The sequence below is a fragment of the Pseudoalteromonas sp. JB197 genome, assembly GCF_002332205.1.
Taxonomy (GTDB): Bacteria; Pseudomonadota; Gammaproteobacteria; order Enterobacterales; family Alteromonadaceae; genus Pseudoalteromonas; species Pseudoalteromonas nigrifaciens.
Genome location: NZ_NRGZ01000001.1, coordinates 513,835 through 532,322, shown reverse-complemented (window position 1 = coordinate 532,322; position 18,488 = coordinate 513,835). Strand labels below are relative to the sequence as shown.

22 protein-coding genes are annotated in these 18,488 nt (G+C 38.6%); 4 read left to right on the top strand and 18 right to left on the bottom strand.

Annotated elements, in window-relative coordinates; genetic code table 11:
• Positions 1-129: 129 nt before the first annotated feature.
• The 17 genes from fliS to flgB all read right to left on the bottom strand — a co-directional run bounded on the left by fliS (position 130) and on the right by flgB (position 15,632).
• The gene (gene fliS, locus CIK86_RS02495) at positions 130-522 is read right to left on the bottom strand and encodes a flagellar export chaperone FliS (RefSeq protein WP_086998704.1); all 393 of its coding nucleotides are present in this window, start codon (positions 520-522) and stop codon (positions 130-132) included.
• Between the two features lie 15 nt (positions 523-537).
• A complete protein-coding gene (gene fliD / locus CIK86_RS02490; protein WP_086998701.1) occupies positions 538-1,830 on the bottom strand; it encodes a flagellar filament capping protein FliD in 1,293 nt (430 codons plus the stop codon).
• A gap of 172 nt (positions 1,831-2,002) precedes the next feature.
• The gene (locus CIK86_RS02485; RefSeq protein ID WP_086998698.1) at positions 2,003-2,917 is read right to left on the bottom strand and encodes a flagellin; all 915 of its coding nucleotides are present in this window, start codon (positions 2,915-2,917) and stop codon (positions 2,003-2,005) included.
• 333 nt (positions 2,918-3,250) lie between these two features.
• The gene (locus tag CIK86_RS02480) at positions 3,251-4,117 is read right to left on the bottom strand and encodes a flagellin (protein WP_096317078.1); all 867 of its coding nucleotides are present in this window, start codon (positions 4,115-4,117) and stop codon (positions 3,251-3,253) included.
• Positions 4,118-4,468: 351 nt separating this feature from the next.
• Positions 4,469-5,344, bottom strand: coding sequence for a flagellin (locus CIK86_RS02475; protein ID WP_096317077.1), 876 nt, complete (start codon positions 5,342-5,344; stop codon positions 4,469-4,471).
• A gap of 299 nt (positions 5,345-5,643) precedes the next feature.
• Positions 5,644-6,669, bottom strand: coding sequence for a flagellin (locus CIK86_RS02470; protein ID WP_086999040.1), 1,026 nt, complete (start codon positions 6,667-6,669; stop codon positions 5,644-5,646).
• Between the two features lie 21 nt (positions 6,670-6,690).
• The gene (gene flgL, locus CIK86_RS02465; protein WP_086999036.1) at positions 6,691-7,587 is read right to left on the bottom strand and encodes a flagellar hook-associated protein FlgL; all 897 of its coding nucleotides are present in this window, start codon (positions 7,585-7,587) and stop codon (positions 6,691-6,693) included.
• Positions 7,588-7,599: 12 nt separating this feature from the next.
• Entirely contained in the window at positions 7,600-8,907 is a 1,308-nt protein-coding gene (gene flgK, locus CIK86_RS02460; protein WP_086999033.1) for a flagellar hook-associated protein FlgK, read from the bottom strand.
• Positions 8,908-8,916: 9 nt separating this feature from the next.
• Positions 8,917-9,384: a rod-binding protein gene (locus CIK86_RS02455; RefSeq protein ID WP_086999030.1), complete on the bottom strand. Its 468-nt coding sequence runs from the start codon at positions 9,382-9,384 to the stop codon at positions 8,917-8,919.
• Positions 9,385-9,395: 11 nt separating this feature from the next.
• Complete coding sequence (locus CIK86_RS02450) at positions 9,396-10,505, bottom strand: flagellar basal body P-ring protein FlgI (RefSeq protein WP_086999027.1); 1,110 nt, start codon at positions 10,503-10,505, stop codon at positions 9,396-9,398.
• 15 nt (positions 10,506-10,520) lie between these two features.
• Positions 10,521-11,243: a flagellar basal body L-ring protein FlgH gene (locus CIK86_RS02445; protein ID WP_254910773.1), complete on the bottom strand. Its 723-nt coding sequence runs from the start codon at positions 11,241-11,243 to the stop codon at positions 10,521-10,523.
• 5 nt (positions 11,244-11,248) lie between these two features.
• Complete coding sequence (gene flgG / locus CIK86_RS02440; RefSeq protein WP_086999021.1) at positions 11,249-12,034, bottom strand: flagellar basal-body rod protein FlgG; 786 nt, start codon at positions 12,032-12,034, stop codon at positions 11,249-11,251.
• A 2-nt stretch (positions 12,035-12,036) separates the two neighbouring features.
• Entirely contained in the window at positions 12,037-12,768 is a 732-nt protein-coding gene (flgF, locus tag CIK86_RS02435) for a flagellar basal body rod protein FlgF (RefSeq protein WP_086999018.1), read from the bottom strand.
• Positions 12,769-12,779: 11 nt separating this feature from the next.
• The gene (locus tag CIK86_RS02430; protein WP_086999015.1) at positions 12,780-14,156 is read right to left on the bottom strand and encodes a flagellar hook-basal body complex protein; all 1,377 of its coding nucleotides are present in this window, start codon (positions 14,154-14,156) and stop codon (positions 12,780-12,782) included.
• Positions 14,157-14,181: 25 nt separating this feature from the next.
• On the bottom strand, positions 14,182-14,838 hold the full coding sequence (locus CIK86_RS02425) for a flagellar hook capping FlgD N-terminal domain-containing protein (RefSeq protein ID WP_086999012.1): 657 nt from the start codon (positions 14,836-14,838) through the stop codon (positions 14,182-14,184).
• 3 nt (positions 14,839-14,841) lie between these two features.
• A complete protein-coding gene (gene flgC / locus CIK86_RS02420) occupies positions 14,842-15,258 on the bottom strand; it encodes a flagellar basal body rod protein FlgC (protein ID WP_086999009.1) in 417 nt (138 codons plus the stop codon).
• Positions 15,258-15,632, bottom strand: coding sequence for a flagellar basal body rod protein FlgB (flgB, locus tag CIK86_RS02415; protein WP_086999006.1), 375 nt, complete (start codon positions 15,630-15,632; stop codon positions 15,258-15,260). The genes flgC and flgB overlap by 1 nt, the downstream gene beginning before the upstream one ends.
• 106 nt (positions 15,633-15,738) lie before the next feature.
• Between flgB and flgA the strand changes: the two genes are divergently transcribed.
• The 3 genes from flgA to CIK86_RS02400 all read left to right on the top strand — a co-directional run bounded on the left by flgA (position 15,739) and on the right by CIK86_RS02400 (position 17,310).
• The gene (gene flgA, locus CIK86_RS02410; protein WP_086999003.1) at positions 15,739-16,494 is read left to right on the top strand and encodes a flagellar basal body P-ring formation chaperone FlgA; all 756 of its coding nucleotides are present in this window, start codon (positions 15,739-15,741) and stop codon (positions 16,492-16,494) included.
• Positions 16,495-16,594: 100 nt separating this feature from the next.
• Positions 16,595-16,882 carry a flagellar biosynthesis anti-sigma factor FlgM gene (flgM, locus tag CIK86_RS02405; RefSeq protein WP_086999000.1) on the top strand — a complete coding sequence of 96 codons (288 nt, stop codon included), beginning with the start codon at positions 16,595-16,597 and terminating at the stop codon, positions 16,880-16,882.
• Entirely contained in the window at positions 16,882-17,310 is a 429-nt protein-coding gene (locus tag CIK86_RS02400; RefSeq protein WP_254910772.1) for a flagellar protein FlgN, read from the top strand. The genes flgM and CIK86_RS02400 overlap by 1 nt, the downstream gene beginning before the upstream one ends.
• A gap of 260 nt (positions 17,311-17,570) precedes the next feature.
• Here CIK86_RS02400 and CIK86_RS02395 read toward each other — a convergent pair whose 3' ends face one another.
• Positions 17,571-17,984 (bottom strand): group II truncated hemoglobin, encoded by a 414-nt coding sequence (locus CIK86_RS02395; protein ID WP_086998997.1) that lies wholly within the window; start codon positions 17,982-17,984, stop codon positions 17,571-17,573.
• A 265-nt stretch (positions 17,985-18,249) separates the two neighbouring features.
• Between CIK86_RS02395 and CIK86_RS02390 the strand changes: the two genes are divergently transcribed.
• Entirely contained in the window at positions 18,250-18,447 is a 198-nt protein-coding gene (locus CIK86_RS02390) for a CsbD family protein (protein WP_011328875.1), read from the top strand.
• Positions 18,448-18,488 lie beyond the last annotated feature (41 nt).

Sequence of the window (18,488 nt, the reverse complement as noted above, 5' to 3'; positions counted from 1 at the left end):
TAAACTATTAAACACCGCCACTACGGAAGGTAAACTTCCGCAGTGGAAGCTAAGGGAAACAACAGCTGTACTCAAAACAAAAAACCAGCTAATAATTTTTAGCTGGTTTTATTACGCGGCGTTAATAAATTAAGCGATTTGAGTGCCTAAACCTTGCCAACCTTCTTGTAAATTAGTCATTACTACACGAGTTGAATCTATAAAGCTTAAGTCATTTTTCAAACTTGCTTGCAGTAACGCTTGGCCACAATGCTCATATAGTTTTTGCATGTTTTGCGCAACTTCACCGCCTTTATCAAGATCAAGTGACGCTTCAAGGCCACCTAAAATACGCATTAGCTTTTCAATACTTTCGGCTTTTTTATCGTAGCGCTTTTGCTTAATATGCCCGCTAACTCTTTCAAGCTCATCTAAAAAACCATCAAACAACATTAAAACAAGTTTGTGTATATCGGCACTGGCTGCTTTAGCATCTACCGAGGTACTTTTATAGGCCGAAAAGCCATCGTTTAAATCCAACATAGTTAGTCTCTACCCTTAAAATTGACCCATTGTAGATTCTAATTTAGCAATCGTCTGTTGCATTTGTGTAAACTGCGATAAATAACGCTGATACACCTGCTCCATACTCACTTCATGGTCTTTTTGCTGTCTAATTACAATATCTAAGCTTGACTGCAAAGTATCTTTTTTATCGGTCATTAAGCCATAACTTTTAGTATAAGGCTCAACCCGTGTTTCTAACTTTGACAATAAACCATCCGGGCCACTAAGCATAGCGGTTAGCTTTTCAGGGTCGGATGCCATGGCTTCTTCAAGCCTTTTACTGTTTATTTTTAAATTACCACTGCGGTCAAACTCAATACCTACAGAATAAAGTGTTTTTCCTTCAAATGTACCCTGAAAATCATTACGCAGTGAGCGAGCAAGGCCAGAGGCCATACTGTCTCTTTTTAAAGAGTCGTTTCCCGTAATACTGTTTGTTAAGCTATTAAATTGATCAACAAATTTTTGAATGTTTTCTTTACTGGCATCTTGATCTTGATTAACCGATATATGAACGGGTTGATCGCCCGTCGTTTGTGCTTTAGTTAGGTTAAGCGTTACACCATCAATCACATTGTCGAGTGTATTGCTTGCTGAGGTAATAGTTAACGCTGAATTTGCGCCTAATTTAACTATAGCATCTTGTCCCAAGGTTAAATCTTGTTTCGTGTTTATAGCATTAGTAATATCGCTGCCATTAGCATCGGCTGCAGGGGTAAAGTTAACCGTAATTTGATTAGCAGCACCCGATTCTTTACTGGTTAGAGTTAAAAAAGTTTCATTACCTGAGCGCACTAACGCTGCTTTAACCCCGGTGTTGTCAACATGTGAGTTTATCGCATTTGCTACATCACTTAACGACGCATCGGCACCTAAGCTTGCAAAATCAACACTAAATGCACTGCCCGCTAAATCTATATTAAGCTCGCCATCGGTAGTTAGTGTTTTTGCCGGATCAAAGCTAAGCGCAACTTGATGCGCTTGCGCTAGTTGCTCTACAAAAATATCATACTCACCACTGGCTGCCGTGCCACTGGCGGTAATATTTAAAGCGCTCTCGTCGCTCACTTTAGCGCTATTAGCAAACAAGCTACTTTCTGTTTTTAAACTGGCTTTTAAACTATCGTAAAAGCTCGATAAGTTGCTTTTCAAACCATCAAACGCTTTTATTTGATTGCTAAACTTAGTACTTTTTGTATTTAACAACTGATCTTTTGATGCGCGTTCAATTTGCGTGTATTGACTGGCTAATTGCCCGGGGTTTATTCCTAGTGCAGCACTCATTTTAATCTCCAAGCTTTTTTATTTATAAGTAAAAATCTATATAAAATACCTTTTACTTATAAATACAATTACCTATAAATACTTTAAAAGAGAATAGCTACATTATAAATGTAGCTATTATTAACTAAATTACTAAGCTATTAAATAATTAAATCATCAATGAACGTGCTAATTAACGAAGTAGTGAACCAATCATTTGTGTAGTACTGTTAGCTGTGCTTAGTACTGAAATGCCTGAGTTCATTAACAACTGCTGCTTAGTCATGTTAGACGTTTCAGCAGCAAAATCAGCATCCATTAACGTAGAAGCCGCTGCTTGGGTATTCTCTTTCATGTTAGTTACGTTCGTCATAGTATGCTCAAGGCGATTCATTGACGCACCTAATGATGATCGAGCCGTACCGATAGTACTAATAATCGTGTCAACAAAACCAAGCTGTGCCTGTGCATCCGCAACATTCGCAATGCTGCCAGCAGTTACTACTGGTGTACCACCCGTAGTACCAGTTGCAACTCTAGTTGATGAATTAGTCATCGCACCTTCAACAGCCGTTAAGCTACCTGCAATATCAACTGTTAATGTTTCAGCCGCACTTGAACCCACTTGGAATTTAACTGCAGTAGCAAACTTACCAGCGGCGGTAACAGGAGCAGGTGCAACCGTTGCAGAGCCTAATAACTTTGTACCACCAAACGAGGTATTTTGCATAATACTCGTTAATTCTTTTGACAAAGCTGAAAACTCAGCCGTTTGCGCAGCCCACTCTTTATCGCCATTCGCGTCACTTGCACCTTGTGTTGCAAGCTCTTTCATACGAAAAGCAATATTTGTCATCTCATCAAATGCGCCCTCTGCTGTTTGCATCATCGACATTGCATTCGCGCCGTTGTACAAACCTGCTTCTTGGCCTTTTACTTGTGCATTTAAGCGTGAAGCAATTTGCAGGCCTGCTGCATCGTCTTTTGCTGAGTTAATTTTAAAACCAGAACCTAAACGCTCAAGCGCGGTAGATAAATCGTTGTTACTACGCCCTAGTTGGTTTTGAATTGACATTGATGCCATGTTTGATTGAATTGATAAAGCCATGTTTAATTTCCTTTATGATTTTAACGCTACCCACACTTTAAAAGCATAAATAGCAGTGACTAATCATTTAGAGCGACCATATTAAGAAAAAACTAAACTTTATTTTGATTTTATTTATTATATTTTAGTTTAGCCCTCATATTCATAGTGGCACTAAACCACAAACTGCCCTCAAACAACTATCAAAACAGCTAAATAACTGCATTCAATATTATTAAAGCACTATAAAAACAGCCGCACCAAAGGCGCGGCTGTTTTTATGTTTGCTCATTGGTCACTTATTAATCGTGTATTAATTACTTATTATTGCTTAAGTAACCCTTAGCTCAGCTATTAACGAAGTAATGAACCTATCATTTGTGTTGTGCTGTTAGCAGTACTTAGTACCGAAATGCCTGAGTTCATTAACAACTGCTGTTTAGTCATGTTAGACGTTTCAGCCGCAAAATCAGCATCCATTAGCGTAGAAGCGGCTGCTTGGGTGTTTTCTTTCATGTTTGTTACGTTCGTCATGGTATGCTCAAGGCGGTTCATTGATGCACCTAGTGATGAACGAGCTGTGCCAACACCAGCAATCAGCTTATCAATTTCTGCCAAATGTGCTTGCGCCTCACCTACAGATGCAAAACCACCCGTAGTTAGGCCTTGGATATCATCAATGTTTTTAGCTACACCTGTAGTGGCATCCAAAGATGCAGCGATGTTAACCGTTAGCGTTTCAGCATCACTTGAACCAACTTGAAATTTAACACCAGCGGCAGCAGCGAATTTACTTGTGGCGCCCTCTAATAGTGCTGTACCACCAAACGTCGTGTTTTTCATAATGCTATCAAGCTCTGAGGTCAAAGCAATATATTCAGCACTTTGTGCAGCCCACTCTTTATCGCCATTCGCGTCACTTGCACCTTGTGTTGCAAGCTCTTTCATGCGAAAAGCAATATTTGTCATTTCATCAAACGCGCCCTCTGCTGTTTGCATCATCGACATTGCATTCGCGCCGTTGTACAAGCCTGCTTCTTGGCCTTTTACTTGTGCATTTAAGCGTGATGCAATTTGCAGACCTGCTGCATCATCTTTTGCTGAGTTAATTTTAAAACCAGACCCTAAACGCTCAAGCGCGGTAGATAAATCGTTGTTACTACGACCTAGTTGGTTTTGAATTGACATTGATGCCATGTTTGATTGAATTGATAAAGCCATTATTTATTTCCTCTATGATTTTAACGCTATCCACACTTTAAGGCATAAACAGCAGTGACTAATCATTTAGAGCGACCACATTAAGAAAAAACTAAACTTTATTTTGGGTTTATTTATTATATTTTTAGCTTAGTCCCTATATTCACAGTGGCACTAAACCACAAACTGCTCTCAAACTGCTCTCAAAAAGTATTAAAACGATTAAATAGCGACACTCAATATTATTAAAAAGCACTGCATAAACAAAAACAGCTACACCAAAGGCGTAACTGCTTTTATGTTTATTCATTGGTCACTTATTAATCGTGTATTAATTACTTATTATTGCTTAAGTAACCCTTAGCTCAGCTATTAACGAAGTAATGAACCTATCATTTGTGTTGTGCTGTTAGCAGTACTTAGTACCGAAATGCCTGAGTTCATTAACAACTGCTGCTTAGTCATGTTAGACGTTTCAGCAGCAAAATCAGCATCCATTAACGTAGAAGCCGCTGCTTGGGTATTCTCTTTCATGTTGGTTACGTTCGTCATGGTATGCTCAAGACGATTCATTGAAGCACCTAATGATGAACGAGCTTCGCCTACTGCATCTATAAACTTATCTACTTTAGCTAATTCATCCTGCGCTGTGGCAACAGTAGTAAAAGAAGCTGCAAACTTAGTAGCGGGAGTCGCTGAGTTCAAAATATCATCAACAGCATCCAATTCATCGGCAATATCAACTTCTAATGTTTCAGCAGCACTTGAGCCAACCTGAAAGCTAACTTCGTTAGTAGCTGTAAGAACTGAGCCAAACTTACCAAGTGTTTTATCCAATAGCGCAGTACCACCGAACGAAGTATTTTTCATAATACTACCAAGTTCATCAGCTAAAGCCTTATACTCTGCACTTTGTGCAGCCCACTCTTTATCGCCATTCGCGTCACTTGCACCTTGTGTTGCAAGCTCTTTCATGCGAAAAGCAATATTTGTCATTTCATCAAACGCGCCCTCTGCTGTTTGCATCATCGACATCGCATTAGCGCCGTTGTACAAACCTGCTTCTTGGCCTTTTACTTGTGCATTCAAGCGTGATGCTATTTGCAAACCTGCTGCATCATCTTTTGCTGAGTTAATTTTAAAACCAGAACCTAAACGCTCAAGCGCGGTAGATAAATCGTTGTTACTGCGACCTAATTGGTTTTGAATTGACATTGACGCCATATTTGATTGAATTGATAAAGCCATTATTTATTTCCTCTATGATTTTAACGCTAACTACACTTAAAAGTATAAATAGCACTGACTAATCATTTAGAGCGACCACATTAAGAAAAAACTAAACTTTATTTTGATTTTTTTATTTATATAACATTTTATATAACGAATATAGTTGCGGCACAGTGAAACTGGTGGCTAGCGGTAATTTGAAGTTTTATTTAGGCTATATTTGGGCTTATGTTTGGGCTTTATTTTAGCTAAGGCATGCCATGTAACATGCGCAGATACATTAAAAAGTGAAGTAGTTAAGTTAAGCTTGGTTTAATTTAGTTTAATGAATACTGCACCATATTACGGGTAACATTAGCTTGCGCCATAATAACACTAACGCTATTAGCGCCTGCACTTAGCATTTGCTGCTTTGAATTACTGCTCAGGCTTGTTAATGCCTCAGTATTGTTGAGTGTACTGGCGGAGTCTATTTGCTGTAATTGCGCAAGTAATTGTTGTTTTTGCGCCTGTACTTTTATTAAATTAGCTTTGAGCTGGCGTTGAGCACTTTGAATTTGCTCTCGGTGCTGCGCAATTGTGGCATTTTTTTCTGCCACTTTAGCTAACTCATTTAGTGGGTTGTCTATATCGTTTAACTGCAATGAAATAGGGTTTCCTGCAGCTACACGCACACCTTGCCCGCTCATAACCCAAGGCTCAAACAAGGGGCTTGCATGTTCTTTTTGCGCGCTAAAAAGCAAACGGTTTTCTCGTGTTAGCTCAACATTAATTTGGTGCTGGGCGAATGCATCTTTAATGGCTGAATAATTATTACGCTCGTCTTGGTTTGCGGGTAAATGTAAACTGAGCGACTTACCACTGCGCCCCATTAATAATTGAATGCTTTCTTCATGTGGGCGCTTACTAACTAAATCAATATTGGCGCTAAGCTGGCGCGCTACTGGGCGATTTTCATCAGCAATCATTAGCTGTGCATCAAGCCCCGAGCCTTGTTTATTTGCTGTGGTTTGTAACCCTGTAATGTGCGAGCTAATACTACGCTGATGCATGGCCGATGGTTTACTTGTTGCCGCTTGCGTATTTAATTGCTGTGCGAGTTTTTCAAGCCCTGTATATAAGTTACGAATAGTTGCTTCGCTTTGCTCAGCCTTAGCCAATTGCTGAGCTAAATTACCACGAGCAGACCAATGCGTTAATATTTGTACCTGCTCTTGCTTAGCAACCACTTTATTTTTAACAAGCTTGCTGGCAGTGTTTTTTTGTAAGGTAACGACCTCGCTAGACTTTGCCGTAGTGGCTTGATCTAGTGATTGAACTTTTTCGCTACTTTTAACGAGCATGGTACATTCCTACTATTATTATTAAATATACGAAAACAATGATAAATTACTAATGTTTGAATAAACCTGCATTGACGCTTCATAAGCGGCCATAGATTCGTTCATTGATATAAACGCTTCGGGGTAATCTACGGCGCTTAAATCGTCGCGTAGGTTAACTGTAAAGGTAGTAATATCTAGGTTGCTATCTATAACTGAGTCAAGCGATGCCATTGTTGCACCTATTGTAGTCACTTGCCCACTAATAGTACTTAAAAAGCCCGCTAGCTTATCAATCATTGCTCTTGATTCATTACCCACACCGCCTGCTGGCGGATTATTAATAACAGCAAGATAGTCTTTCATGTCATTTAAAAAACCAGCCCCAGGGTCTAAGTCATTACCTATAATGTTATTTAGTACCCTTGAGTCATCTGAAACAGCTACATCTCTTACTATATCATCGCCGCTATAAACGTAATTACCTAACGCATCAACTTGAAATGGTTTTTCGTCAGTTTTACTGCCCGAAAAATAATATTTACCGTCGCTATCTGTGGCATTAAGCAAATCGACAATGGCCGGGAACGCAATACTCATTTCTTGACCCAGTGCTTTTATTTCGGCCTCCCCCATTGAACCATCGGCGGCTGTGGTAATTAAGCTTTGCAGTGAATATATTTGATTAACTATGCCGGTTAATTGTACTTCTTGTTGGCCTAGTGAAAAATTAACTGCATTTATGTTTGTTTTATATTGTTCTAATGAGTTAATTTCTGAGCCTAGGTTCATTAACATTACTGTTCCTAGTGGATCGTCAGACGGCTTTAATATTCTTTTATTTGTTGCAAGCTGAATTGACTTTTCATTAAAGTTTGCTGTATTTTTTTGTATATTTTGAATTGAGTTTAAATGAAACTGATGACTACTTATTCGCATAGTAATTTTCCTTTAAAACATTTGCAGTAAAGTATTAAACATTTGATCTGCGGTGCTAATTACCTTTGCATTAGCGCTATACATTTGCTGAAAGTGCATTAAGCTTGCTGCTTCTTCGTCTAAATTAACGCCACTTAAACTATCTCGTGCTGCAACTGCATTGGTGTTCAAACTTGAGGCTGTGGCAATACTTGTTTGATTTTGCTTACTGGTAATGGCTAAATCGCCAACAAGCAGGGTAAATCGGTCACCTTTACCCGCCATTGCAGAAATAATATTAGTTATATTGCTGTTATCTCCTGGGCCTGCGGTATTACTGCCTTTAAATGCCAGTTCATCTGTGCCTATATTTGGGTTTATACCAATGCTACCTAACGGATTAGTTGCATTGTATTCAAATAAAGCAATACCAGCATTATTATTTAAATCGAAGCCACTTTGTAGCGCCGTATTTATGTCGTCTGCTAAATCGGCTACTAAGTTATTTAAGCTTGCTAGTGTAGGCTGTATTACTTGTGTATCTGCACTAATTAAGCCACCAAATTGCCCACCAACATGCTCGTTTAGTTTAAACTTTTGACCTAAAAAGTTACTACTAACCGTTGTGCCATTAATTTCAATCGACGCTCCCTTTGTACCAACAACTAAAGGGGCTCCACTTAATGTACTAATATCAACTAAGCCATTACTTCTTTCGACTGTTGATACACCAATGTGCTTTGACAATTGGTTTATTAATCTTTCTCTGTTGTCTTTTAACTCTGCACTGGGCTGATTATTTGCTACCGCTTTGCCTATACTGGCATTAACATCTGCAATTTGTTTGGTTAAAGATGTTACTTCAAGTGCTACATTGCTCATTTGCGTGTTTAATTTATTGAGTTGCCCCTCTAATGCGCCATTTATTTGCCCAAAGTCTCGCATTAGCCCTTCTGCGGCTGATAAAAACTGCTGCCTGTATGCATTTGAATCTGGAGTAGTTGCTGCAGCATTTAATGCACTCGTTAAAGAAGTAATTGAGTTATTTAAATTAAGTGAGTCACTACCAACAACTTGCTCAATAAAACCAAGGTAAGTTTGTTTATTTTGAAAGTAAGATAAATCAGAATTTGTACGCCAAATATCATCGTTTAAAAAGGCATCAACAATTCGATCGACAGAAGCAACTTCTACACCGCCTAAATAAACATTAGATGTTTTAAATTGTGCTTGTTGACGAGAATAGCCATCAACCGCTGCATTAGCTACGTTTTGCCCTGCAACTGTAAGTGCTATATTTGCTGCATTAAGTCCACTCAGCGCATTGTTTAACATCGACATATTTTATAGTTACCTAATTGTAATAGCATTTAACGGCTGTATAAAAGAAGTTCCTGAGTAAATATCGTTACTCTGGGCTTGTTTAACTACTTCACCACTTCTGTGTATAGGATCAGCGACCAGTTCTGGGATTTTCTTAAATGTATTTTCAATTGGCGTGATTTTTTCATCAAACTGTCTAATTATAGCTTCAGCTAAACCAAGCTGCTGTGTAGATGCTAAATGCTGGGCTGTTTGTGCATCGTGCATATCTCGGTAGTGTGCTTGCTCTTTACTATTAAAAAAGCCGTTTTCACCCGATAAAGTTTCTGTAGCGCTATTCATGCTTTTTAGCACAAGCTGCAAAAATATAGCTTCAAATTGCTCTGCTGCTTGTTTAACGCTGTCGCTTTCACTGGTATTTTTAGTAATCTTTTCTAAATTTGTAGGGTCAATAGCCAGTGATTGTGACAATAAGTGGGTAGGCTCTATTTTCATCGTGTTATCCGTTAAATTACTAAAAGTTCGGCTTCTAATGCACCTGCATTATCTAAAGCAATTAAAATAGACATTAATTCTGCAGGTGTAGCACCAAGGGCATTTACAGCTTTAACTATTTCATCTAATGATGTGCCTTCTGGCCATAAAAGCATATTTTTTTGTTGTTGCTCTACACTAATATCACTGGCTTGAGTTTTTGCCGTTTGTCCGTTAGAAAAAGCACCCGGTTGAGATACGCTTTCTTGCTCGCTAATTGTAATGGTTAAATTACCATGATTAACTGCTGCCTTATGAACTTTTACGGTATCGTTCATAACAACCGTACCGGTGCGGCTATTAAATACAATTTTAGGGCGCACTGTTCCCTCTTCAACAACAATGTCTTGCAGCATTGACATAAAGGTATTACGGCTATTTGCATCACTTGGCGCACTCACAATTAACCGTCCCCAGTTTTCTGCAGACGCCACTTCAGGGCCAAACACTTTATTTATTGCTCGCACAACATTACGCGCAGTTTGATAATTTGGGCTTTTTAAATTTAATACAACCTCTGGTTGCATTTTAAACATATCCATAACGTTACGCTCAATAATAGCGCCGTTAGGAATAAGCCCTGATGTAGGTACGTTAACTGTTACCGATGATCCGCTTTTACCACTGGCATTAACACCGCCAACCACTAAGTTACCCTGTGCTAACGCATATACTTTTCCATCAACCCCTTTTAAAGGCGTTAACATTAAACTACCACCGTGTAAGCTTTTAGCATCTCCTAAAGAATTTACTGTTACATCTATTAGCTGTCCGGGGCTTCCCATTGGCGGCAAGGTTGCGTGCACAGCAACTGCGGCTATATTCTTTGATTTAGGTAAGCTATTTTCATCTACTGATACACCAAACTGCTTAAGCATATTACTTAATGATTGACCCGCAAATTTAATTTGTGCTTTGTCTCCCGAGCCTGGCAGCCCCACAACTAAGCCATAGCCTACTAATTGATTGTCGCGCACTCCTAACACATCAACTATGTCCAGCAATGGCCTAGTTTTAGCTGCATAACTAAGCTGTGGTATTAAACCCATAATACTTATGCATACCAGTAAAAAATATTTCATTAAAACCTCTAATAACTAAAATGGATTCAAGTATCGTGTGAACAACTTAGTAAACCAACCTGGGCTACTTGCATCTGCTAAAGTTCCTTTTCCTGTATAACTAATTTCAGCTTCGGCAATTCGCAGTGACGACACTCTATTACTCACATCAATATCTTCTGGGCGAACAAGTCCTTCTATTTTTATGTATTCGTCACCTTGGTTTAGGCGTATTTTTTTACGCCCATTTATAACCAATGAACCATTAGAAAGTACATGTTCAACACGAACTGTAATAGAGCCGCTCAGTGAATTACGCTGATTAGCGCTGCTTTCACCATCAAACTTAGTGCTAGAACCCACGCCTAAATTAAAGTCTGAAACATTTAAGTTACCAGCAAGCGGAACGCCAACATCAAAACCTGTGCTTTTATCTAAACTTGAGTCGGCGCTTTTACTTGACTGAGTTCGCTCATTTAAAATAACGGTTAAAATATCACCTACTCTGTATGCCCGTTTATCTGCATAAAGTGAAAACATATAGCTATCTTGAAATAAACTACCATCTTGATGACTCAAGCCATCTTGATAGGCGTCTTGATTTATTTCATAGTCTTCGCGGGTTTTTTTTACCGTTTTTTGAGGGCATTTAACCTCGTCATAAACAACTTCACATTTTACAAACTGTCTATTTTCAAGCCCGCTACTACAGCCTGAAATTAGTAATAAAAGTATAAGCAATGCTAATTTATTCATCATAATAATTATACGTTTTGGTTTATAAAACGTAGCATTTCATCGGCTGCTGAAACAACTTTAGCGTTCATTTCATACGCGCGCTGTACAGCTATCATGCTAACCATTTCGTCTACTACACTTACATTTGAACCTTCAATGGTGAACTGCTGTAAAGCACCAAACGCTTCTTCGCCTGGCACGCCTTCAACAGGCTCTCCTGATGCTGCTGTTTCGCGGTATAAATTACCACCTAAGCTTAATAAACCAGCTGGGTTTGCAAAGTTCACCGTTAGTAATTGCCCTAACTCTACTGGTTGAGCTTCTTTACCAACCACTGCGGTAATAGTTCCGTCAGTACCAACACTTACCTTTGTAGTGCCTTCTGGCAGCGCTATATTTTGTGCTAGCGGCAAACCATTACTGTTTACAAGTAATGACTCTGAATTAAGCTGAAACTGCCCATTACGCGAATATAAAAGCTCTCCATCTGGGCTTTCTATTTGAAAGAAGCCTTGCCCTGCAATTGCAATATCTAACTGATTACTGGTTGTTTCAAAGCTGCCTTCGGTAAATTGCTTTTGCGTGCCGTTAATACGTACACCTGTACCAACCTGTATACCCGATGGCAGTTGGTTAAGATCATCAGCTTGCGCACCCGGTTGCTTTTGTACTTGATAAAATAAGTCTTCAAATACGGCTCTGTCTTTTTTAAAGCCCGCAGTGCTTACGTTTGCTAAGTTATTAGAAATGGTTGTCATTCTTAAGTCTTGGGCAGCTAGACCTGTTTTACTCACCCATAATGCTGAATTCATTCTTAACCTTCTCCACTAATAAGCTTGTTGCCGCTTGTTGCTAATTCGTCTGCCGATTTCATCATTTTTACGTTCATTTCGAATTGGCGACTAATGTTCATTGTTTTTATCATTTCGGATACTGCATTAACGTTAGACCCCTCTAAAGCACCGGCTCTAAGAGTAATAGTGTCGTCTGCTTCAAGTGGCTGTAAATCATTACTTCTTAGTAACCCATCAGCCCCTTTTATTAGGTTAGCGTCTGTACTTGCTAGCTTTATTCTTGCTTCTTCGGCAATAACACCACCACCAACAGGTGTAAGGTTAATTATTCCATCCGAACCTATTTCAATATCACCAAATTCTGGAAGCTGAATATCTCCGCCATCGCCTTGTAAACGACGCCCATGCACTGTAATAAACCCTTCAGCATCAACAACAAGGTTGCCTGAACGGGTATAAGCAGGGTTACCGTTATCATCCATTACTTCTAAGTAACCACCATCGCTTAGGGCAATATCTAGGTTACGCCCGGTATCCATAATTGGCCCAGACGATAAGTCGGTAGTAACAGGAGTAAGCTGGGCGAGGTAGCGAGTTCTAAAGCCATTACCCTGAACCATCATTGATTGCGCTTGTTCCATGTCGGCCTTAAAGCCAACGGTACTCACATTTGCTAGGTTATTAGCAGCAACACGCAATGCTGTGTTATTAAGTTCAGCACCAGAAACTGCGGTATAAATTAACTTTTCCACAATTTATTCCCTTAGGTATTGCTAAACAAAATTTGCATCATTTCATCAGCTGTACTAATTGTTTTAGCGTTAGCTTGATAGTTTTGCTGAAACGACATTAAACCTACCAACTGTTCACTAATATCAACGTTAGAGCCCATAAATGACCCCGCAAGTAATTTACCTAATGAACCACTATCTGGCTCGCCATAAAGTGCATTACCCGATTCTTCGGTTTGATACCAAACTGTATTACTGCCTTGCTCTAAACCATCAACATTAGCGAACGATGCAAGCACGACTTGCCCTTGTAACTTTGATTCACCATTGGTGAAGGTAGCGAATACTTTACCGTCGTCACCAACGGTTACACCCGAAAACGCACCTGACGTATAACCATCTGCATCATTTTCGTTTACGCTAAAGCTTGACCCAAATTGGGTTGTACCATCAAATTTCAGGTTTATAGCTAAAGCGGCAGCGCCTGTTTTTATTTCAGCATTAGTGGAAGTACCAGCACCAACAGCAACGGCTAAATTAACACCGGTTACACCTGGAGCAGCTCCATAAGGCACCATTTGGCCATTTGGATCAAATGTCATTTTTAGAACACCAGCTGAAACAGCTGTACCAGTTCCATCATCAACACTTTGAGCACCAACGTTTGCCCCTACCACTGGTGGTGTATCAGACATACCAGAAGTAAGACCAGCACCAGTTAATTGAGCTTCCGTTAATGGCTTTCCATCAAGAAAAAACATTGCTTGCCACTCGTTGCTACCGGTGTGGTTAAAATACTGGGTCATTACATGGCTATTACCTAAGGAGTCAAACACTTCTGTTGATTGAGAAAAGTTATATTGGCTACCATCTTTAGGATCAAAAAGAGCGGGAGTTACAGGATACGGAATCACATCACTCGCTGAACTTAAGTTACCGTTAAAGTTAATTTCGGTAGTTGCTTTAGCTTCAATATTTGATGCTTCTATTTTTAAATCAGTTAAAACGCCCGATACGATTGTTGGTTCACCACCAGCCACATTAGAAACACCGAAACCCTGTAATTTCCCACCATTGGCATTAACAATGTTTAACTCATTATCTAACGTAAACTGACCTGCTTGGGTATACGCTGTTCGGCCATTTTCTGATACAGCAAAAAAACCTTGCCCATCAATTGCAATATCAAGTGCATTACCCGTACGAACAATTTCGCCGCCAGTAACAAAATCTTCTTTAATGTTTGCAACTTTAACACCACCACGTTGCCCACCATTGTAAACAGCTGCAAATTCTGCGGTATTATTTTTATATCCGGCAGTACCTGAGTTGGCAATATTATTACTGGTTACTTCTAAACCGGTTTGAGTACTTTTAAGGCCACTAAGACCAATATTAAACATAGACATATTAATTTATTCCTACTTAGCTTAATTACGCTAGTTGATTAATTTCAGTGAGACCAAAATTACCTAAACCATCAATTTGTAATAAAATATCTTGTGGTGTAGCACCAACAGATACTCGCTCTACATCGCCACTAAGCCAAGTTTCTAATTGTTTAGGCACACCTGATGTGGTTGTATAAGCTCTAACGGCATAGCCGCCGGCATCTTGGTTGTCAAATTCAAAACGAAGCGCGCCAACACCAGAGTAAGGCAGCTCTTTCTCCTCGACCAGCTCACCATTTTTGTTATATAACTGAACAGTAACGCTATCCGCTGGAGTATCTAAATTAACAAGCCCTTTAACACTGCCATCTTTTTCAAGTGCAATACTATTTGCTTTAACATCAACAGACTGGCCAACCATTTTAGTCGCTTCTAGCACGGTTAAACTGCTCATATAATCAAGGCCACTGCTTGTATTTTGTCTAATACCTTGCAGCGACTCAACATTTGAAAACTCCGCTAGTTGGCTCACATATTGTGTCCCGTCCATAGGTTGCAATGGGTTTTGATTTTTTATTTGAGCTACTAGCAATTCTAAAAACATGTTAGACATTTCACCTGCTGAGCTATTACCTGCAATATTGCTTACGCTATTTTTTACGATGTCTTGTGGGTTAGTATTAGTTGTATCCACTTGCATTTATTATTGTCCTAACTTTAAAATACTTTGCTGCATGCTATTAACTCGTCCCATCACTTCAACTGATGTTTGGTAACTGCGACTTGCCGACATCATGTCTGCCATTTCTTCGAGCACATTTACATTTGAATAAAAAACATAGCCGTCGCCATTCGCAATTGGATTGTTTGGTTCATAACGCTGCTCTACTGTTCTATTTGATTCTGTAATCCCTAAAACATCAACAGAAGCCGAAATAGATTGGCTATCTAATGTTTGCTTATATAACGCAGAAAAAACAGGCTTGAGGGCTTTGTATGCATCAGCTTCTGATCCTGCTGCGGTGTCGGCGTTCGCTAAGTTAGAAGCAATTGTGTCTAAGCGAATAACTTGCGCGCGCATTGCACTGCCGCTTGCATCGTAAATAGAGCTAAAAGACATTATGACTCTCCTTTAATTACTTTATATAAACCATTTATTTTCATATTCAAAAAGGTCAAACTTGTCTGAAAATCCATACTGTTATTTGCAAATTTGGCTTGTTCTATATTTAATTCAACCGTATTTCCATCACTTGATGGTTGATAAGGCACGCGATATTTTAAGTCTTCAACTTGTGCCCCAGCAAAATCAACATTTCTATTTTGCGCAATACTCGAAGAAACACTTTCCATTACTTGACGGTAATCAACATCGCGAGATTTAAACCCAGGTGTGTCTACATTAGCCAAGTTGCCTGCTATTATTTCAGCTCTATCCAAGCGTAATTGCATTGAAAATGGATGAACTCCCAACGCCTTATCAAATAGTTCCATTGTTGCCTCTAGATTCTGATTCTTGTATGCTCACTCTATTCACATACTTCTACCACTGCAGCGACACATCAAGCTTCATGCCAACTTTAAAAAGAACTAAATTTCAATGGTATACACAAAAAAAGCACTCATAACACCAAGCGTACCGGAAGCCCTACTTCCTCTATGGAAACGCTATACCTTCCGTGCTTTTTTATTAACGTTAGTTTTTTGTACACAAAGTTATGCAGGCGAAATAAACTTTGATAAAGAAATCCGTCACTTTATAAAAAATGAAATTAATAGTTACTTTACAAATGTCAGTGCAGATAAATATAAAATAGATCTCTTTATCCCTAAGGGAAGTGAAAGTTTGCATTGCAATAACATACTAATTAGCCGCTCTAAAAAAAATAGCCCTCCGGCTGGGCGCATAAGTATTACAATTAAATGCAAAGAACCAACTTGGCGCTTTAGGGCTAGCGCTAAAGTTAATGTGTGGATTGATCTTGTTGTGGCAAAAAGAAATTTAAGCAGAGGAGAGGTACTTACTCCTAAACTTTTAGAATATAAAAGTATTGATATTAGCCACCATCTGCACACATTAGAAAGAAACCTAGCTCAATTAGTGGGCATGACAGTTAAACGAGAAATAACCAAAGGTGATGTAATATCACGACGATATTTAGACAATAAATATTTAGTAAATAAAGATGAACATATTTTACTGCAAGTAAATACCAGCAACTTTTCAGCTAATGTAAAAGCAATTGCATTGCAAGATGGTCAGCTAGGTGAAGTAATTAATGTAAAAAACTTAACCTCAAATAAAGTTATTCAAGGTAGAGTCGTTGCTTTAAGAGAGGTAGAGGCTATTTTTTAATAGCTATTCTTATAATAAAAATTAAGTTTAAAAGAATTTTGGTCGCTATAATTATTTATGCAGGTAACCAGTAATTTTTAAATATGATGAGTAACCCCAAATGAATATAACAAATACACCCGTTACACAAATAGATCAAAGCCATAAACTAACTTCACGCTCTTCAACAGCCAATACGCAAGAGCAAAAGTCAGCGCAAACATCTGATAAAAACACTAGTGAAGTGAGTAAGTTAAGTAAATCTATCGATTCTACTTTTGATAATTTATCTACTCAACCTGATGTTGATATGGAAATGGTTTCAAAGATGAAGGCCGCTATTGCAAATGGTGAGCTTAAACTAAATATTGATGCAACAGTTAACGCAATTATTGAGCTACACAAATAATGAAAATCTCGACAATAAAAGAATATATTATTAGTTTACAACATGATATTACTAAATTAGATTCTTTAATTAGCTTTCTTGATTCGCAATATGAACTACTAAGCCAGCGCAACCTTCAACTTAAAGAGCATAACGATAAAATGCTCACTATGTTAGATAGCCTAAATATTTCGCATATGCAGCGTGATGATTTTTTAGTTAGTTTAGGACTTTCTAGTGGTAAAGAAGGGCTAATGCAGCTAAGAGAACGCTTACCTGAAGATATTAAAAAGCTAACGACCAAGTTATTACAAGAGCTAGAGATAAAAGCTAAAACCTGTAAAATAATGAATGAACGCTCTGGCCAATTACTTTCGAGCCAACGCAGATTAATGCAACGCTTAATGGGCGGTGAAAATAAACAATCTTACCCTGATATGCAACTCTAGATTATAGCCACTGTATGCTCTATTTTTATATTAAGTTATATCAGCATCAAAACACCGCAAAATATTAGCCTCATTATTTAACTGCCCCTGGCAGTATTTATAATTAAATAATTGCATTGCGACAACAATACTTCCTTTAATTTTTAGTGGCAATTGTAACAAAAGCATAGCTTAACTGCGGCTTTTTGTTTAATTATTAATACTCCTTTACAAGTAACTAAGTTCAATAAGTTGCCCGCTTAGCACCTATTAACTCTCTACTAGCTACCCGATACCATTCTAATTCGCTCTGCGGGTACGCGCAATTGCTGCATTAAATACACTTTAAACGACTCTGCATAAGGCTGATCATCTACGGCTTTTTGCATGCATAATAGCCAAGCTTCACTTTCGGCAACGCCTACCACCAAGTGTTTATGCGCCTGTGGAATGTTAATGCTGCCAAAATGCTCCGCGTACAGCTTAGGGCCGCCCATCCAACCTGACAAAAAGTAAGCTAACTTTTTACGCGACTGCGACAAGTCTTTACTGTGCATACCTCTTATGTGCTTAGCCTCTTTTAACTGTTGCATATAATCATAAAATGCATCAACCAGCTGGGTAATACCTACTAACCCCCCCGCCATTTTGTAAGAGCAATCTCCTACGCCATATTCACACACTTTAGTATCCATAACTCACTCATACCGTCTGTTTTATCGCAACATAATAACTTAAAACCTATATTGGATAAGCAATTATTACAAACTGCTATGTATATTTTGTATACATTTAAAGAAAGGCCACATAATTACACCCACCTTTTAGCCTTACTCTATTTATGATTGATATTAAGCTACTGATATTAATTACAAAAAATATTTATACTTTTTTTTGGTATACGACTTGCTACTTTATAGTTGACTGTTAATTTCACTAATCTAAAGTAAGGAGCTACTTATGAACAGCGATCGTATCAAAGGTAATTGGAAAGAACTTAAAGGTAAAGCGCAACGTAAATGGGGCGACATAACCGACGATGATTTAGATAAAATTGAAGGTAGCCGCAAAGAGTTAGTTGGCAAAATTCAACAGCAATACGGTAAGTCGAAAGAAGAAGCCGAACGCGAAGTTGATGAATTTGAAAAAGACCATTAATTTTAGCTATTAGCTACTTAAAAATAACCGCCTTTGTTGGC

Excerpts from the sequence above, each read along its gene's own strand:
- flgG (WP_086999021.1), bottom strand. The coding sequence starts at position 12,034 with ATGAATTCAGCATTATGGGTGAGTAAAACAGGTCTAGCTGCCCAAGAC.
- flgA (WP_086999003.1), top strand. The coding sequence starts at position 15,739 with ATGGTATACACAAAAAAAGCACTCATAACACCAAGCGTACCGGAAGCC.
- CIK86_RS02390 (WP_011328875.1), top strand. The coding sequence starts at position 18,250 with ATGAACAGCGATCGTATCAAAGGTAATTGGAAAGAACTTAAAGGTAAA.
- flgL (WP_086999036.1), bottom strand. The coding sequence starts at position 7,587 with ATGCGAATAAGTAGTCATCAGTTTCATTTAAACTCAATTCAAAATATA.
- flgB (WP_086999006.1), bottom strand. The coding sequence starts at position 15,632 with ATGGAACTATTTGATAAGGCGTTGGGAGTTCATCCATTTTCAATGCAA.
- CIK86_RS02475 (WP_096317077.1), bottom strand. The coding sequence starts at position 5,344 with ATGGCTTTATCAATTCAATCAAATATGGCGTCAATGTCAATTCAAAAC.
- fliS (WP_086998704.1), bottom strand. The coding sequence starts at position 522 with ATGTTGGATTTAAACGATGGCTTTTCGGCCTATAAAAGTACCTCGGTA.
- flgC (WP_086999009.1), bottom strand. The coding sequence starts at position 15,258 with ATGTCTTTTAGCTCTATTTACGATGCAAGCGGCAGTGCAATGCGCGCG.
- CIK86_RS02485 (WP_086998698.1), bottom strand. The coding sequence starts at position 2,917 with ATGGCTTTATCAATTCAATCAAACATGGCATCAATGTCAATTCAAAAC.
- CIK86_RS02400 (WP_254910772.1), top strand. The coding sequence starts at position 16,882 with ATGAAAATCTCGACAATAAAAGAATATATTATTAGTTTACAACATGAT.
- CIK86_RS02455 (WP_086999030.1), bottom strand. The coding sequence starts at position 9,384 with ATGAAAATAGAGCCTACCCACTTATTGTCACAATCACTGGCTATTGAC.
- CIK86_RS02395 (WP_086998997.1), bottom strand. The coding sequence starts at position 17,984 with ATGGATACTAAAGTGTGTGAATATGGCGTAGGAGATTGCTCTTACAAA.
- flgK (WP_086999033.1), bottom strand. The coding sequence starts at position 8,907 with ATGTCGATGTTAAACAATGCGCTGAGTGGACTTAATGCAGCAAATATA.
- CIK86_RS02430 (WP_086999015.1), bottom strand. The coding sequence starts at position 14,156 with ATGTCTATGTTTAATATTGGTCTTAGTGGCCTTAAAAGTACTCAAACC.
- CIK86_RS02480 (WP_096317078.1), bottom strand. The coding sequence starts at position 4,117 with ATGGCTTTATCAATTCAATCAAACATGGCATCAATGTCAATTCAAAAC.
- fliD (WP_086998701.1), bottom strand. The coding sequence starts at position 1,830 with ATGAGTGCTGCACTAGGAATAAACCCCGGGCAATTAGCCAGTCAATAC.
- flgM (WP_086999000.1), top strand. The coding sequence starts at position 16,595 with ATGAATATAACAAATACACCCGTTACACAAATAGATCAAAGCCATAAA.
- CIK86_RS02445 (WP_254910773.1), bottom strand. The coding sequence starts at position 11,243 with ATGATGAATAAATTAGCATTGCTTATACTTTTATTACTAATTTCAGGC.
- CIK86_RS02450 (WP_086999027.1), bottom strand. The coding sequence starts at position 10,505 with ATGAAATATTTTTTACTGGTATGCATAAGTATTATGGGTTTAATACCA.
- CIK86_RS02425 (WP_086999012.1), bottom strand. The coding sequence starts at position 14,838 with ATGCAAGTGGATACAACTAATACTAACCCACAAGACATCGTAAAAAAT.
- CIK86_RS02470 (WP_086999040.1), bottom strand. The coding sequence starts at position 6,669 with ATGCTCGTTAAAAGTAGCGAAAAAGTTCAATCACTAGATCAAGCCACT.